This is a genomic window from Marinobacterium lutimaris, assembly GCF_900108065.1.
Lineage (GTDB): Bacteria > Pseudomonadota > Gammaproteobacteria > Pseudomonadales > Balneatricaceae > Marinobacterium_D > Marinobacterium_D lutimaris.
In genome coordinates this window covers 177,095-192,184 of the sequence record NZ_FNVQ01000001.1, presented here as the reverse complement: position 1 = coordinate 192,184, position 15,090 = coordinate 177,095, and the positions used below count along the sequence as shown (strand labels likewise).

The 15,090-nt window shown below is 57.9% G+C and carries 13 protein-coding genes; 4 read left to right on the top strand and 9 right to left on the bottom strand.

Annotated features, from left to right (window positions below):
- Positions 1 to 107: 107 nt before the first annotated feature.
- The 8 genes from C4S72_RS00900 to C4S72_RS00865 form a co-directional block, all read right to left on the bottom strand.
- On the bottom strand, positions 108 to 956 hold the full coding sequence (locus C4S72_RS00900) for a nitrate- and nitrite sensing domain-containing protein (RefSeq protein WP_104001208.1): 849 nt from the start codon (positions 954 to 956) through the stop codon (positions 108 to 110).
- 2 nt (positions 957 to 958) lie between these two features.
- Positions 959 to 2,098, bottom strand: a complete 1,140-nt coding sequence (locus C4S72_RS00895) for a methyl-accepting chemotaxis protein (protein WP_104001207.1) — start codon at positions 2,096 to 2,098, stop codon at positions 959 to 961.
- A gap of 371 nt (positions 2,099 to 2,469) precedes the next feature.
- On the bottom strand, positions 2,470 to 3,252 hold the full coding sequence (gene hutG, locus C4S72_RS00890) for an N-formylglutamate deformylase (RefSeq protein WP_104001206.1): 783 nt from the start codon (positions 3,250 to 3,252) through the stop codon (positions 2,470 to 2,472).
- Positions 3,253 to 4,638: a formimidoylglutamate deiminase gene (locus tag C4S72_RS00885; RefSeq protein WP_104001205.1), complete on the bottom strand. Its 1,386-nt coding sequence runs from the start codon at positions 4,636 to 4,638 to the stop codon at positions 3,253 to 3,255.
- Complete coding sequence (locus tag C4S72_RS00880) at positions 4,635 to 5,405, bottom strand: amino acid ABC transporter ATP-binding protein (RefSeq protein ID WP_104001204.1); 771 nt, start codon at positions 5,403 to 5,405, stop codon at positions 4,635 to 4,637. Before C4S72_RS00880 ends, C4S72_RS00885 begins: the two co-directional genes overlap by 4 nt.
- Complete coding sequence (locus C4S72_RS00875; RefSeq protein ID WP_104001203.1) at positions 5,405 to 6,073, bottom strand: amino acid ABC transporter permease; 669 nt, start codon at positions 6,071 to 6,073, stop codon at positions 5,405 to 5,407. The genes C4S72_RS00880 and C4S72_RS00875 overlap by 1 nt, the downstream gene beginning before the upstream one ends.
- Positions 6,074 to 6,111: 38 nt before the next feature.
- A complete protein-coding gene (locus C4S72_RS00870; RefSeq protein WP_104001202.1) occupies positions 6,112 to 6,852 on the bottom strand; it encodes a transporter substrate-binding domain-containing protein in 741 nt (246 codons plus the stop codon).
- 14 nt (positions 6,853 to 6,866) lie between these two features.
- Positions 6,867 to 7,598, bottom strand: coding sequence for an IclR family transcriptional regulator (locus C4S72_RS00865; protein ID WP_160115424.1), 732 nt, complete (start codon positions 7,596 to 7,598; stop codon positions 6,867 to 6,869).
- A 521-nt stretch (positions 7,599 to 8,119) separates the two neighbouring features.
- On the opposite strand from C4S72_RS00865, the gene C4S72_RS00860 reads away from it, so the two are divergent.
- The gene (locus tag C4S72_RS00860; RefSeq protein ID WP_104001200.1) at positions 8,120 to 8,710 is read left to right on the top strand and encodes a HutD/Ves family protein; all 591 of its coding nucleotides are present in this window, start codon (positions 8,120 to 8,122) and stop codon (positions 8,708 to 8,710) included.
- A 29-nt stretch (positions 8,711 to 8,739) separates the two neighbouring features.
- Here the strand turns inward: C4S72_RS00860 and C4S72_RS00855 are convergent, their stop codons facing one another.
- Positions 8,740 to 10,557, bottom strand: coding sequence for an SLC13 family permease (locus C4S72_RS00855; protein WP_104001199.1), 1,818 nt, complete (start codon positions 10,555 to 10,557; stop codon positions 8,740 to 8,742).
- Between the two features lie 457 nt (positions 10,558 to 11,014).
- On the opposite strand from C4S72_RS00855, the gene betI reads away from it, so the two are divergent.
- Genes betI through betA form a run of 3 tightly spaced genes read left to right on the top strand, consistent with a single transcriptional unit; the run spans position 11,015 to position 14,925 of the window.
- Entirely contained in the window at positions 11,015 to 11,653 is a 639-nt protein-coding gene (gene betI / locus C4S72_RS00850; protein WP_104001198.1) for a transcriptional regulator BetI, read from the top strand.
- Between the two features lie 38 nt (positions 11,654 to 11,691).
- The gene (gene betB / locus C4S72_RS00845) at positions 11,692 to 13,152 is read left to right on the top strand and encodes a betaine-aldehyde dehydrogenase (RefSeq protein ID WP_104001197.1); all 1,461 of its coding nucleotides are present in this window, start codon (positions 11,692 to 11,694) and stop codon (positions 13,150 to 13,152) included.
- Between the two features lie 24 nt (positions 13,153 to 13,176).
- On the top strand, positions 13,177 to 14,925 hold the full coding sequence (betA, locus tag C4S72_RS00840) for a choline dehydrogenase (protein ID WP_104001196.1): 1,749 nt from the start codon (positions 13,177 to 13,179) through the stop codon (positions 14,923 to 14,925).
- The last annotated feature ends 165 nt before the right edge of the window (positions 14,926 to 15,090 follow it).

The window sequence follows — 15,090 nt, the reverse complement described above, 5'->3', positions numbered from 1 at the left end:
GTTTCAAAACAATTTAAACAGCGGGACAAGCAAGCAGGGCGAAATGGGAGAGGCTTGAACCGGGGCTCAGCATCTGAGCCCCTGATAATAAGATGACGGGAAGACAATCAGGCGCCGTGAATCCGCTTCAGGTCCAGCAGTGCGCAATCCACCAAGCCGAAGAGTTGATTGATGGCGCCGGTGGCCTGATCGAAGTATTGCTTGGCCTCGATGCTGGGCCGATCCGTGCTCAACAGCTCGCTCTCCAGGCTGGCGAGAAACCCCTTTACCGCTTCACGACAGGCGCTGAGTTTGTGGGTATCCGCGAAGCCCTGTTCCAGATGCTCAAAGGCCAGATCCGAGAGCTCGCCGATCTTCTGGTGCAAAAAGCGCAGACGCACACGCTGGTCGACACTGCTGCTGCGGGTTGCGGCTATTCCCGTTCCCAGCGCACGAGCCTGGCCGCTCCACTCTGCAGTCTGCACCACCTCGCGCCAGATACAGACCAGGTAGCCAAGTTCGGCACTGTCGGCGCAGAGATCTCGTTCGGCGTAGATATCCTCGATCAGGAATATCGTATCGCCGATGATCTTGTTGTGCGCCATCAGGTTAACTGCCAGATCCCGCCCATGAACGTTACGCACCGCCTGCCATTGCCGCGTAATCGACTGCCAGCGCTCGGCGTGGGAGCCATCGAGCGTCTGCGCGTAACGGATGCTGCGATCCAGCCTGTCACAGGTGCTGGTCACATCCTGGCGCAGACGCTTGTCACCGGATAACAGGCCGGTGCTCAACCCCCGGTGGCACTGCAGATCGGCCAGTAGCCCACGCAGCACCTGAAGCTGCTCGATATTGCCATGCAGCAGGCGTCGCCTACGCACCACAAGACACCGATGCAGCACCAGCATCAGAATGCTAACTCCTGCCAATGTAAGCGCCGCCAGTTCAATACCCAACCCCAACTCTGAGAAGTTCATGATTAAGACTCCGTTAGCTTTGCAAGATGGTGCGCTATGCTGCGCGCTTGACCGGCGGCGCTCAGATTTTCCGAGTTACCGCTGGAGACCTGTTCTGTCAGGGCTGCGATCTCCGCCACCGCCTGACTCTGCTGTTCCGTGCTCTCTGCGACCTGGATCACGCGACGGGTCAGCTCTGCAGTTCGCTCCTGGACCCGCTGCAGCAGCGTTCTGACATCCATCGAACCCGCTACACTCTGCTGCGCCAGGGTGGATAGTCCGGCCATCTGCCGCTCCACCTCTTCGATGTGTTTCTGCACATTGTCGATATTGGTGGCGATCCCCGAGGCGGACGCCTGGCAATGGGTGGCCAGTTGGCGTACTTCATCCGCGACGACCGAAAAGCCGCGACCGCTATCGCCGGCCCTGGCCGCCTCGATGGCTGCATTGAGCGCCAGCAGATTGGTCTGATCGGCGATATCGCCAATCACCGCCGACATGGCGTTGATGCTTCTGGAGTTCTCCCTCAGTTGCTGCATCAGTCGATTGGTGATCGCGGCCTGCTCCGCCATGGCAGCGATGCACTCACCCAGCGCGTTGAGCTCTTCGACGCCCTGCGCCAGCTGCTGGCCCGCCTCTGCGCTGCCAACGCGGGAACTATCCGCCAGCTCGGCCACTTCATGCAGCCCCAGGTTCAGCTCCTCTACCGCAGCGGAGGCGGTGCCGGCGGCATCGGTCTGGCGCTCGGCACTCAGAGTCACCCGGACGGCGCTCTGCTCAAGTTCATGGGAGGAGTGTGAAATCTCATCGAGACGCTGCTGCAGCCCCTCCTGTGCCCGTCGCGCCTGGATGAGCCGCTGCTGGAAACACTGGCCCAGGGGCTGCAGCAGCTGGCAGTCGGCCAGTGTCGACTGCGCCTGGTACGCCTCAACATCGCTGTTTTCGTAGTGCCGCAGCAGCGCTCCAAGCTCATACGAGACGCGCCAGAGCAGCGCCAGCCCAAGATAGGCTGCAACGCCGAAGAACAGCGACGCGGTAGCCGGCTGCTGTGCCAGATGATTACTCCCCAGCCCTACCAAGGCGCAAAGCGCCAGCAACCAGGACACACCCTTGATGCCTAGCTGATGCAGCAGTAGAAACGCCGGATAGGTTAAGCTGCGCATAAAGCTCCCTCTCTGGAATAAAAAAAGCCTTCGGGAGATCTTCCGCGCTCTGCGCCGGTGATCTTCCGAAGGCTTCTTTGCCTGAACTGATTGTCTTGTTCAGAAAATAGACAGCAAACCCTGTTCCAGCTTTTGCTAACTATTTAATAAATAAAGCGGCGGCTCCAAAAAGCTGGATGCGGGATACAAGAATCGGAGCCTGGATCGCGCCTTTTTGCACTGCACTGGTGCCGAACACGGCTCAGACTTGTGCATGAAGCAACAGGTTAAAGAGCCGCTACGCACGTTAGCGGCTCTTTAACAGAGCTGTTTTGACTGACATGTTTTAGCTCACATGTTTTAGCTCACGTGTTTTAACTCATGTGTTTTAACTACACATAGCTGCGCAGAATACGCTCCAGCACGCGACGCACGGCCACCGCCTTATCGTCATCCCACTGATCGGGCGACAGCTCGGTCATATAACAGGCCTGGGCCAGCTCCATCTGCACGGCATGAACCCGGTTGTCCGGATCGCCATAGTGACGTGTGATATAGCCACCTTTATAGCGGCCATTCAGGATGTGAGTCAGCGGCGCCGCTTCACGCACGGCAGCCAGTACCGGCTCAACAATCGACTTGTCACAGCTGCGGCCGGAGTTGGTGCCGATATTGAAATCGGGCAGACGTCCCTCAAAATGCAGCGGCAGCAGCGAACGGATCGAGTGGGCATCCCATAACACCACGCGCTCATGCTTCGCTTTCAGACGCTCTAGCTCTGCGGCCACACAGTCGTGCCAGGGCTGCCAGTAAAGCTCTTTGCGCCGTGCTATCTCTGCGTCGGTCAGATCATAGCCCGGCTGGTAAACCGGCTTGCCATCGAAGGTTTCGGTGGGACACAGCGAGGTAACCACCTGCCCCGGATAGAGGCTTTCATTACTCGGCGGCCGGTTCAGATCGACCACGTAACGCGACACCTCGGCCCGAATCACCGTGGCGCCCAGCGCCTCGACGAAGTTATAGAGCCTGTCCAGGTGCCAGTCAGTATCGATACGCGCCTGCGCATCCTCGGTAAAATGCTGGCTGATCTCTTGGGGCACGTAGGTACCCAGATGTGGCATGGTGACCACGAGCGGCGCTTCACCGCGGTGAAGCTGATACAACTGTTGTTCCATTTAGTTTTCCAGATACTGATTACGTAGCGCCTGCAGTGCCTTTGGCAGTTTGGGCCGTGCTTCGGTCGCGGGGCTCGCCACCCGTTTGCCCGCCGACCAGACACCGACAATGCTGGTTTTGTGCGAGTCGGCAAATATATGGTTGCCGAGGATAAAGTCGCCGCTCTTGCTGAGGCCCTCAAAGAGTTCGCCATCGAGCTCCAGCAGATCGGCGCGATAACCCTCCTCAATGCGACCCACCTTGATACCACTGACCTGACTGCCGCCTTTCAGCGCTTCCTGGTAGAGGTGAGTACCGACATGGGCCTGTTTGCTGTCGCAAACGATATTGCGCTTGCGGCGCAGCAGGCGCTGGGAGTATTCCAGCAACATCAACTCTTCACGGGAGTCGATCAGCGTATTGCTGTCCGAACCTATGCCCCAGCGACCGCCATGACTCGCAAACTCCAGCCAGTCGAAGATGCCGTCGCCAAGGTTCGCCTCGGTGGTCGGGCAGATAGCGACAACCGCCTGGATTTCGGCCACAGCGGCCAGCTCGTTCTTGTCAAAATGAGTGCCGTGCACCAGGCACCAGCTCTGATCCACCGCGCAGGTGCGCTGCAGCAGTTCGAACGGCCGGCAGCCGGTGGCTTCCAGGCAGTCTTCCACTTCACGGATCTGCTCCGAGATATGGATATGTACCGGCGCCTCGGGAGAAATCGCCTTCACCCGGGCGATCAACTGCTGCAGATCGGACTCGCTGACCGCCCGCAGTGAATGCGGCGCAACACCAAGGCCGATCCCCTCGGTCTGGGCACGTGCCTGCAGCGAGGCCCAGAGCTGCATGTACTCGTCCAGCGTGGTGGCGAAGCGGCGCTGACCGTCATTGACGGTTTCGGCGCCAAAGCCTGAGCGCTGGTAGAACACGGGCAGGAGTGTCAGCCCGATGCCCGCCCGTTTCGCCGCCCGGATCAGGGCGGTAAAGAAGCTGTCAGGCTCCATGTAGGGCCGGCCGAACTCATCGTTGTGCAGGTAGTTGAATTCGCAGACCGAGGTGTAGCCGGCCCAGAGCATCTCGCGATAAAGGTGCGTGGCGATCTCTTCGAGCTGTTCGGGGGTTATTTTCGAGGCAAAGGCGTACATCAGCTGACGCCAGCTCCAGAAACTGTCGTCCTCGGCATAACGGTACTCGGTCAGCCCCGCCGACAGCCGCTGAAAAGCGTGCGAATGGATATTGGGCATACCCGCCACCACGGTGCCCGCTTCAGGACCATCGTAGCCTGCGGGAATAGGACCAAGCGCACTGATATTTCCGGCGCTGTCCCATTCGATCAACCGGTTTTCAACCCAGCCTTCGGCGAGTAAAAGCTGCTTCACCGCCAGCGTATTCATAACGTTATTCATCATGCTGCAAACACCGTCTGCAAAAACTCCTGGGTGCGGGCATGGGTCGGCGACTTGAAGATCTGCTCCGGTGTTCCCTCTTCGAGGATGGTGCCGTTGTCCATCATGACAACACGGTCGGCCACATCACGGGCGAAGTTCATCTCATGGGTAACGATGATCATGGTCATGCCGTCTTTCGCCAGCATTTTCATCACCTGCAGCACCTCGCCAACCAGCTCTGGGTCCAACGCAGAGGTGGGCTCATCAAACAGCAGCACCGAGGGTGTCATCGCCAGGGCACGGGCGATGGCCACGCGCTGCTTCTGACCACCGGAGAGGTTGCCCGGCATCGCGTCAATCTTGTCCGACAGACCGACCTTGGCCAGCAGCTCTTTGGCGAGCTTCTCGGCCTTGGGGCGGGTCGCCTTCTTCAGGGTCAGCGGTGCAACACAGACGTTTTCCAACACGCTCAGATGGGGAAACAGGTTGAACGACTGGAACACCATACCCACGTCTTCACGCAGGCGATTGAGCTCGCGGTCTTCAATCAGTTTACCGCCCGCCACCAGGGGCTGACCGAAGATAGTGATATCGCCTTCCTGTGCGATCTCAAGCCCGTTACAGCAGCGCAGCAAGGTACTCTTGCCAGAACCACTGGGACCGATCAAAACCACCACTTCACCGGGCTTCACCGAGAAATCGACACTTTTGAGTACATGATGGTCGTCGTAATACTTCTGTATTCCGCTGAGGCTCAGGGCGCTGTTATGCGGTTCAATCTTGGACATCAAATAGCTCCCGCCTTCAGCTTGTGTTTTTCAATTTTGCGGAGAATAAAGGTCGCCGTATTGGTCAGGACAAAGTAGATACAAGCGATAAATATGTAGGTTTCCAGGTCGCGATAGGAGGTGCTGATGATATTGGCACCGGCATGCATCACGTCATGGATGGTAATCAGTGAGATCAGCGCCGAGTTCTTAATCAGGGCAATGGTTTCATTCCCCAGCGGCGGCAGCATTCTGACAAAAGCCTGCGGCATGATGATTTTACGCATCGCCTGCTGCTTGCTCATGCCGAGAGAGCGCGAAGCTTCCATCTGACCCTTATCGATCGACTGGATAGCCCCGCGAACAATTTCAGAAACGTATGAGCTCGAATATAGACTTAACCCCACCACCCCGCAGAGAAAGGCCGGCAGCATGATGCCGACACGGGGAAGGCCGTAATACCAGATAAACAGCTGCACCAGCAGCGGAGTACCGCGAATAACCGCGACATAGCCGTCAAAAATGTAGCACAGCAGCGTGCCGCGATTGCTTCTGATTACCCCAATGATACTGCCGACCACCAGTGAAATAGCCAGTGAACAGGCCGTCACCGCGATGGTAATCATCGTGCCGTCCAGCAGCGTGGGCAGCCCTTCGATGACCGGAGTAAAATCTAATTCGAGACTCATTTAAAACACCTTAACTTTTGCGTAACAGAAGAACGTGATCAGGTTGCCGGGAACCACTTCTGGTACAGCTCGTCGTAAGTGCCATCTTGCTTCATTGCTTCAATTGCCTGATCGATCTGCGCTTTCAGATCGCCAGCATCCTTACGCACCGCGATGCCGTAGTTTTCGGTAGTCAGCTGCTGCGGAAGGATTTTGACGCCGCCGCGCTCAGTGGCGTAAGTGAAGGCCGCGGGCTTACCGGTGACCGCCGCATCGACGCGACCGATAGAAACCAGGTTAAACATCTGCTGGTTCTTCTCAACTTCAACCAGCTTGGTCTCGGGGTAATGTTCCTTCAGGTAAGCCACCGATTTGGTGCCGATCTGCACACTGACAGACTTGCCGGCCAGATCTTCCGGTGAGTTGATCGCTTCATTGCCCTGCTGGGTCAGCACCACCAGGCCGCCCGCCAGATAGGTGTTGGTGAAGTCGACCACCTTGGCGCGCTCTTCAGTGATATAGATACCGGAGATGGCGATATCGGCACGGCCGGAAACCAGGCTCGGGATCAGGCCTTTGAAATCGACCTGGACCAGATCGACCGTCATATCCAGTCGCTTGGCGACCTCGTTGATCAGGTCGATATCAAAGCCCGTCATCTCGCCATCCTTGACGAACTCCAGCGGCGGGAAGGTGGCATCGGTCACCGCCTTCAGCGTGCCTTCGGCGGAGGCGTTAAAGCTGGCCGCAGACAGGGTGATTAACAGGGATGAAAGCAATTTATGAGACAGCTTCTTCATTTTTAATTCCTTCGTCAGTCGAAATTTATTTCTTTAATCATTTGCGCAGCTTTTCGGGTTTCCTCGATAAAGAAACCCTGATTTTCACCAACCCGAAATACGGGCGCCATCAGTGAAACTGAGCTGTAAAACGTGCCATTTTCGAATAAAGAGATCGGCGAGCTTACGCCCCAGACATCCTTATCCAGTTCACCTTCACTGGTGGCATATCCATCTTCCTGAATCTGGTCGAGCTCGTTTAAAAGCTCGACCTGCTTGATGCGGTCCGGAATAAGCGCGCGCACAGCGCGGATCTGCTGCTTTTTATCAAACTGGGCCAGCAGGCATTTAGCCGTTGCACCCCGGTTCAGAGGAATTGATCTGTTTTTCTCAATCGAGCAGCGAAGCGCCTGTTTGCCTTCGATCATCTGCACACAGAAAACCAAGTCATCATGGACGACGCTGACCGTCACCGTTTCACCGGTGACTTCAGACAGATGTTTCAGCGCTGGATAAGCGCAGGATTTCAGCAGGTTGATGTAGTTGTTCTGACTACCCAGCTGCAGCGCGATCGCCCCGGCAAAAAAGTGGCCGGAATACTCACAGATAAGCCCCCACCGCTTCAGGTAACCGAGCTGGCGATAGAGTGTGCTTTTTGAAAACCCCGAGGTTTTTAAAAGATCCTGAACCGTTAACGGCTCCTGACTCTCTGCCAGTACCTTGAGCAGATAGAGGTTCTTCTCCTGGGATGAAACGGTCTCAGTCACTGCACTATTCTCTGTCTGCATTAATCGACGTTAAATCGATCTTTGCCAGATCAGTGCCAAAATATGATTCTTTAATTCCCATATATTGGGAACTTTAATTTGATCAACGAGTTATTCATTCCATTTTTTATAAATTAGGAAAAACTACGGGGCGATCAGCTAGCTCCGGCGACCAACGACGCGCACCAGAAAGAAACACAGCAGAGAAAAACCAGAATGATTTTGGTGCAAAAATCCATTCAGGCAGCGATCAGGAAAGGCCTCAGCCTGCACCGACGATGCGGATCTGTTTGATATCCTCGCAGCTTTAACTCTAAGATTGCCCGCCTCGGCACCGACAGAACGCCAGTCATTGCGGCACTCACCGATCGTAAATCTGCGCGACTTGCCACAACTCGACATCACAACAGGCCGCTTATCTGGCGCCAGCCCATTAATGTCGTAGCACAGCTCTCCGTCCGGTCGCCGCCTGAACCGCATAGATCATGCTCACCGCAAACTGCATTAAGGATATTGACGCCATGGCTTCCTACCGCCTGCTCTCCGCCGCCCACTACAACCCTATGCCCTGGAAAAACGGCGCCGGCAGCACCCTCGAAATAGCCTGCGACTCGGACAGCGGTCTGGAAAGCTTCGGCTGGCGTCTGTCGATCGCTGATGTGGCTGAATCGGGGCCCTTTTCGACGTTTAACGACTACCAGCGCGTTATCACCGTACTTGAAGGCCAGGGGATGAAACTGACGGTGGATGGCGAGCAATCCCGTCCACTGACCCGGCTCGACGCCTTTGCCTTTGATGGCGCAAGCCAGGTGGCATGCGAGCTGGTCGACGGGCCGATTCAGGACTTCAACCTCATCTACGCGCCACAACAATACGCCGCACGCCTGCAGTGGCTGAAACCGATAGAGGAGATAAAACTGTTTTCATCCGCGGACCTGGTAATGGTGTTCGCGGCAGATGAGGGCATCAGCCTCAGCTGGAACGCTCAAAAAGCGATCCCGCTGGGCCGGCATGACTGCCTGCTGCTGGAAGCCGGTGGCACGCTGACCGAACTCGTATTATCGGGCAAGGGCAGCGCCTGCTGCCTGATCGAGCTGAGCAGAAAGGGATGATAAAGGGCGCTCCGAGAAGCGCCCTGGAATCAGAAAGGGAACAGGATTGGCGTCATAACGAGGGTAATCGCCAAGGCCAATAGCTGCAGCGGAATACCGACCCGGGCAAAATCGGAAAAACGATAGTTACCCGGTGCCAGCACCAGGGTGTTGACCGGCGAGGCGATCGGTGTCGCGAAAGCGGTGGACGCCGCGATGGCAACGGTCATCATCAACGGCTCTGGATTGACCCCCAGCAGCTGCGCGGCGGTCAGTGCTATGGGTGCAATCAGCACCGTGGTAGCGGTGTTAGAGATAAACTGGCTAAGCAATGAAGTCAGCAGGAACAGCCCGGTGCTGAGCAGCAGCGGCGATGCTCCGCCCAGCCAACTCACCAGATGCTCAACCACAAACGCCAGCGCCCCGCTCTTCTCCATCGCCAGCGCCAACGGCAACATGCCGGCTATCAAAATCAGGCTGGTGGCATTCAGCGAGCGCAGCGCTTCCGGCAGGCTGACGCAACCGGTCAGTATCATCGCCAGGGCTGCCAGCAAAACCGTGGTGAGCGCCGGCAGCCAGCCGGCTGTCATACAGACCAGCATCGCCGCCAATACCAGCAACGCCAACGGTGCCCGGCTGCCATGCACCGGAATCTCGCCCAGCTCTGCCGGGGTCTGTAACAGTACCAGGTCGCGTCGCCCTTCCAGCGCCCGTATCCGCTCCCAGCTGCCGGCCAACAGCAGCGTATCGCCGCCCTCCATCCGGGTTTCGCGATAATCGGTGTCCAGCGGTTCACAGCGACGGCGCAGGCCGATCACACTAAGGCCGTAGCGTTGGCGAAATGCGCCCTCTTTAATACTCTGCCCCTGTAGCGGCGTACCCGGCGGCAGCATAACCTCGGCGACACCGAACTCGCGCCCCATTCTGCTGATCTCTTTGGCTGGCGAGCCGTAGTGAGTCAGCCGATGGCTGAGGCAGAGCCTTTCGATATCGTTTTCCTGGCCATACACCCAGAGCTCGTCCCTGACCTCCAGCCGCGTATTTGCCAGCACCGGCAGAATACTGGAGAGCAGCGTGCCGGAGCGGCGGATCCCCACCAGCGTGACGCGATGCTCCGAGCGCAACGCCGCCTCAACCACGGTTTGATGTTTGAGCGGGCTAAGCGGCTGCACCACCAGCTTGTGCAGCTGGCCGCTGACGCCATAACTGGCCATCAGCCCGGGCACATCACAGTGATCCGTTTGCTGCTCGCTGGTGCGCGCAGGCAATAGACGACGGCCCAGGGTAATCAGGTAAACAGCGCCGACCAGCAGAATAGCGGCGCCGATCGGGGTGAATTCAAAGAAGCCAAACGGCTCAAGTCCCGCTTCTTTCAGGGCACCGCTGACAACGATATTCGGCGGCGTGCCGATAAGCGTCAGCATACCGCCGATCAGCGCAGCAAACGCCAGCGGCATCATCAGCTTTGAGGGCTGCATACCGGAGCGACGCGCCATGCTCAGCACCACCGGAATCAACAGCGCCACCGCACCGGTGGAGCTCATAAAGGCGGAAAGCAGCGCCACCACCGGCAGCAGAAAACACAACAAGCGGACTTCGCTACCGCCGCCGACCTTGAGCAGCCAGTTACCGGCAGCCGCCGCAACGCCGGTGCGGAACAGCCCCTCACCGACCACAAACAGCGCGGCGATCATCACCACCGTGGGATTACCGAAACCAGACACCGCCTCGGCCGGCGTGACGATGCCAGAAACAGCCAACACAGCCACAACCATCAGCGCAACCAGATCCATACGCAGTTTGTCACTGATAAACAGTGCAATGGTGATTCCGAGTACTGCGAAGACAAAGCCTATCTCTGTGGTCATTCCCTGATTCCGTTATCGATAACATCCGGCCATTCAGCTTACTCGTCACTGCAGGCACTTTTATGACTCAGCCAGCGAGCATTCCCAGCCACTATCGCTCAACCGGCCCTGCCTAAGCTCACCATAAAAGCGTCTACCCTGATGCTAACCCAAGCCGGGTGAAGCAGAAACAACGTCTTAAACGTGATACATTACTTCGCAGCACGAAGAATCAGACCCAGAATAGTGCAAATAACAACCAATAAGCACTAAAAGCGCACACCAACTACTTCGCAATACAACATATTTAAGCGACATTTATCATCGATTTATTCCTGCACGTTAAAAGATTTTAACCTCCATTTTGAAGAAGATAGCCAAAATCATTCTCTTCACCCTTGAACCACCTTTGACATCTCCATCGAAGTGCGTATTTTTTAATTAAACGATTAATCAAAATAAATACGCCGGATCGCTTATGCCCAAAGTGGGGATGGACAAGGTACGCAAGCCGCAATTGATAAAGGCCACCATGCAGGCCGTCGACGAGGTGGGCTTTCATGCCACTAGCGTTGCACTGATCGGCCGAACCGCTCAGGTGTCGCCGGGCATTATCAATCACTACTTCGGCGGCAAGGATGGACTGATCGAGGCGACCATGCGCTCGGTACTCCAGGACCTGTCGATCGGCGTACGCGAACAGATGGCGCAAACCCACCCCGATGATGTGGTGGGCCGGATCCAGGCGATCGTGCGCGGCAACTTCGATCCTCGCCAGCTGGATTCCAGCGTGGTGAAAACCTGGCTCGCCTTCTGGGCCCATGCGATGCACCACGAGAAGCTGTTCCGACTGCAGCGCGTGAATGAAAAACGCCTGCTGTCACACCTGAAGCGAGAACTGAAACGCGCCCTGCCCACCGAACGCGCCGACTTTGTTGCCCATGCGATTGCAGCGCTGATCGACGGGATCTGGCTGCGCGGCGCGCTCAACCCAGAGGGGATAAATGCAGATCTTGCGGTGGCGACGATCTACGACTATCTGGAGCGCCACCTCCCCCCTGAACTGTTTGAACTCCACCAGCGCCTCGGCGCTAATCGCCGCACAGCGAACCGCTGATTAGCAGCGAGAACCTGATTAACAAAGAGTACAAAACGATGCAGCAACAGACCCTTTACATCCACGGCCAGTACCGCGAAGCCAGCTCCGGAGAGACCTTTCCGACCCGTAACCCGGCCACCGGCGAACTGCTCGCCGACGTGCAGCAGGCAGCCGAGGCCGATGTGGATGCCGCGGTTGCCTCAGCCAAAGAGGGTCAGGCGATCTGGGGCGCCATGTCCGGCGCCGAGCGTGGCCGCATCCTGATGCGAGCGGTGCAGATTCTGCGCGAACGCAACGATGAGCTGGCCGACCTGGAAGTACTGGATACCGGCAAGCCGATGCAGGAAGCGCGGGAAGTGGACGTAGTCACCGGCGCCGATGTGGTCGAGTACTACGCTGGTCTGGCAGCAAGCCTGGGTGGCGAGCATCAGGACCTGGGCGGTACCAACTTCTTCTACACCCGCCGCGAGCCGCTGGGCGTCTGCGCCGGCATTGGCGCCTGGAACTATCCGATCCAGATCGCCATGTGGAAATCCGGCCCCTGCCTCGCCGCAGGCAACGCGATGATATTCAAGCCGTCGGAGGAAACCCCGCTGACCGCCCTGAAACTGGCGGAAATCTACTCCGAGGCGGGCGTGCCCGATGGTGTATTCAACGTAGTACAGGGCGATGCTCGTGTCGGGCAGATGCTCACCGGTCACCCGGAGATCGCCAAGGTTTCCTTCACCGGCGAATGCGGTACCGGCAAGAAGGTGATGGGCGCCAGCGCCCAGAGCCTGAAAGAGGTAACCATGGAGCTGGGCGGTAAATCGCCGCTGCTCGTATTCGAAGATGCTGACCTCAGAAACGCCGTATCCGGCGCTATGCTGGCCAACTTTTATACCCAGGGCGAAGTCTGCACCCACGGCACCCGCGTGTTCGTGCATGAATCGATCTACGACGCCTTCCTTGAACAGCTCGCCGAGCGCACCGCCAAACTCGTTGTCGGCGACCCGCAGAATCCAAACACCCAAATCGGTGCACTGATCTCCGAAGAGCACCTCGGCAAGGTGATGGGCTTTATCGATGCTGCCAAGGCAGCCGGCGCCCGTCTGGTCTGCGGTGGCGAACGGGTCACTGAAAACGGTCTCGACAAGGGTTACTTCGTCGCTCCCACCGTGTTTGCCGACTGCAGTGACGAGATGCCCCAGGTTCGCGAAGAGATCTTCGGACCGGTGATGTCGGTGCTGAAGTTCTCCAGTGAAGAGGAGGTGGTCGCTCGCGCCAACGATACCGAATACGGCCTTGCCGCGGGCCTGTTCACCAAGGACCTTTCACGCGCACACCGCGTGATCGCCAAGCTCCAGGCCGGTATCTGCTGGATCAATACCTGGGGTGCCTCCCCTGCGGAAATGCCCGTCGGCGGTTACAAGCAGTCTGGCATCGGTCGAGAGAACGGTATGGAAACCCTGGCAGCCTACACCCAGACCAAATCGGTGTTCGTGGAACTCGGCGACGTTGCGTCACCTTACGCCTGATCGGGACAGATACGATTTAAGCTTATGAAACAGACATTCGATTACATCATCGTCGGCGCCGGCTCCGCAGGCTGCGTGCTGGCAGACCGGTTGAGCGAAAGCGGCGAACACAGCGTGCTGCTGCTGGAAGCCGGCGGCTCGGATAACAATATTCTGATCCGTATGCCCACGGCGCTCTCCTACCCGATGAACATGCCCAAATTTGCCTGGCAGTTTGAATCCGACCCGGAACCTGGCCTCGACGGCCGCCAGCTGCACTGCCCGCGCGGCAAGGTGTTGGGCGGCGGCTCATCCATCAACGGAATGGTCTACGTGCGCGGTCACGCCTGCGACTTCGAACAGTGGGAACAACAGGGTGCCAAAGGCTGGAGCTACGCTAACTGCCTGCCCTACTTCAAGCGTGCAGAGCACTGGAGCGACTCAAGCAGCCAGAGCCAGGATGGTCCGAATAGTCCGAATAGTCCGAATAGTCCGAATGTTAAGTATCGTGGCAGCCAGGGACCGGTAGGCACCAATAACGGCAACGGGATGTCGCTGAACCCGCTCTACCAGGCGTTTATCGATGCTGGCCAGGAAGCGGGCTATCCGAAAACCGCCGACTACAACGGTTACCAGCAGGAGGGCTTTGGCCCCATGCATATGACGGTGGATGGCGGCGTACGTGCCTCCACCAGCCGCGCCTACCTGGATCGCGCCCGCGAGCGCTCCAACCTTGCCCTGCGCACCGGTGTTCTGACTCGCAGAATACTGCTCAATAGCGGCAAGGCAGAAGGGATAGAGTTCGAAAGCAGCGGTGCCCTTTACCAGGCGTTCGCCCGTCGCGAAGTGATCCTCTCTGCAGGCTCCATCGGCTCTCCGCACCTGCTGCAACTCTCCGGCATCGGCCCTTCAGATGTGCTGCTAAACGCCGGGGTAGAACTGGAGCATGAACTGCCCGGCGTCGGCGAGAACCTACAGGATCACCTGGAAGTTTACTTCCAGTATCGCTGCGATAAACCGATCACGCTGAACTCCAAGCTTGGCCTGATCAGCAAGGGACTGATCGGCACCCGATGGATTCTGTTCAAGTCGGGCCTGGGCGCTACCAACCATTTCGAGTCCTGCGGGTTTATCCGCTCTCGCGCCGGCCTCAAATGGCCCAACATTCAGTACCACTTTCTACCCGCCGCCATGCGCTACGACGGCCGGGCCGCGTTCAACGGGCACGGTTTTCAGGTGCATGTGGGACCTAACAAGCCGGAGAGCCGCGGCCGCGTCTGGATCGAAAGCCCAGACCCAAAGATCCCGCCCCGCATTCTGTTCAACTACATCAGCACCGAACAGGACGTACAGGACTGGCGCGACACCATCCGTCTTACCCGCGAGATCCTCAACCAACCGGCGCTCGATGAGTTCCGTGGTGAAGAGATCCAGCCTGGCGCCAGCGTGCAGAGCGATGAGGAGATCGACGCCTGGGTGCGCGCCAACGTGGAGAGTGCCTACCACCCCTCGTGCAGCTGCCGCATGGGCGACAAGGATGACCCAATGGCAGTGGTCGATCCCGAGTGCCGCGTGCGTGGTATTGAACATCTGCGTGTTGTTGATTCATCGATCTTTCCGACCATCACCAACGGCAACCTGAACGCCCCAACGATCATGGTCGCGGAACGTGCCGCCGACCTGATTCTGGGCAAGACACCGGAAGTGGCCAGCGACGCAGAGTTCTGGGTCGACCCGGAATGGGAAAGCCGCCAACGGCCAGAACCGGCCACAAGACCCTTGGCAAACCATTAACAACAGCAACCACTAAAAGCAGAACCAAGAACACGCAACACCAAAACAAGTAGAGATATGCCAGTGCTGGCTCCGTGCACCGGAGCCAGACCAGGATCTTCCGCCTGCTCAGCCGAGCCGTGATTGCCAGGCTGACCAGGCGGTGACTGGCAGTGCCCAAGAAGT

Coding starts and splice junctions, on each gene's coding strand:
- C4S72_RS00900 (WP_104001208.1), bottom strand. CDS start 956: ATGAACTTCTCAGAGTTGGGGTTGGGTATTGAACTGGCGGCGCTTACA.
- C4S72_RS00895 (WP_104001207.1), bottom strand. CDS start 2,098: ATGCGCAGCTTAACCTATCCGGCGTTTCTACTGCTGCATCAGCTAGGC.
- hutG (WP_104001206.1), bottom strand. CDS start 3,252: ATGGAACAACAGTTGTATCAGCTTCACCGCGGTGAAGCGCCGCTCGTG.
- C4S72_RS00885 (WP_104001205.1), bottom strand. CDS start 4,638: ATGATGAATAACGTTATGAATACGCTGGCGGTGAAGCAGCTTTTACTC.
- C4S72_RS00880 (WP_104001204.1), bottom strand. CDS start 5,405: ATGTCCAAGATTGAACCGCATAACAGCGCCCTGAGCCTCAGCGGAATA.
- C4S72_RS00875 (WP_104001203.1), bottom strand. CDS start 6,073: ATGAGTCTCGAATTAGATTTTACTCCGGTCATCGAAGGGCTGCCCACG.
- C4S72_RS00870 (WP_104001202.1), bottom strand. CDS start 6,852: ATGAAGAAGCTGTCTCATAAATTGCTTTCATCCCTGTTAATCACCCTG.
- C4S72_RS00860 (WP_104001200.1), top strand. CDS start 8,120: ATGGCTTCCTACCGCCTGCTCTCCGCCGCCCACTACAACCCTATGCCC.
- C4S72_RS00855 (WP_104001199.1), bottom strand. CDS start 10,557: ATGACCACAGAGATAGGCTTTGTCTTCGCAGTACTCGGAATCACCATT.
- betI (WP_104001198.1), top strand. CDS start 11,015: ATGCCCAAAGTGGGGATGGACAAGGTACGCAAGCCGCAATTGATAAAG.
- betB (WP_104001197.1), top strand. CDS start 11,692: ATGCAGCAACAGACCCTTTACATCCACGGCCAGTACCGCGAAGCCAGC.
- betA (WP_104001196.1), top strand. CDS start 13,177: ATGAAACAGACATTCGATTACATCATCGTCGGCGCCGGCTCCGCAGGC.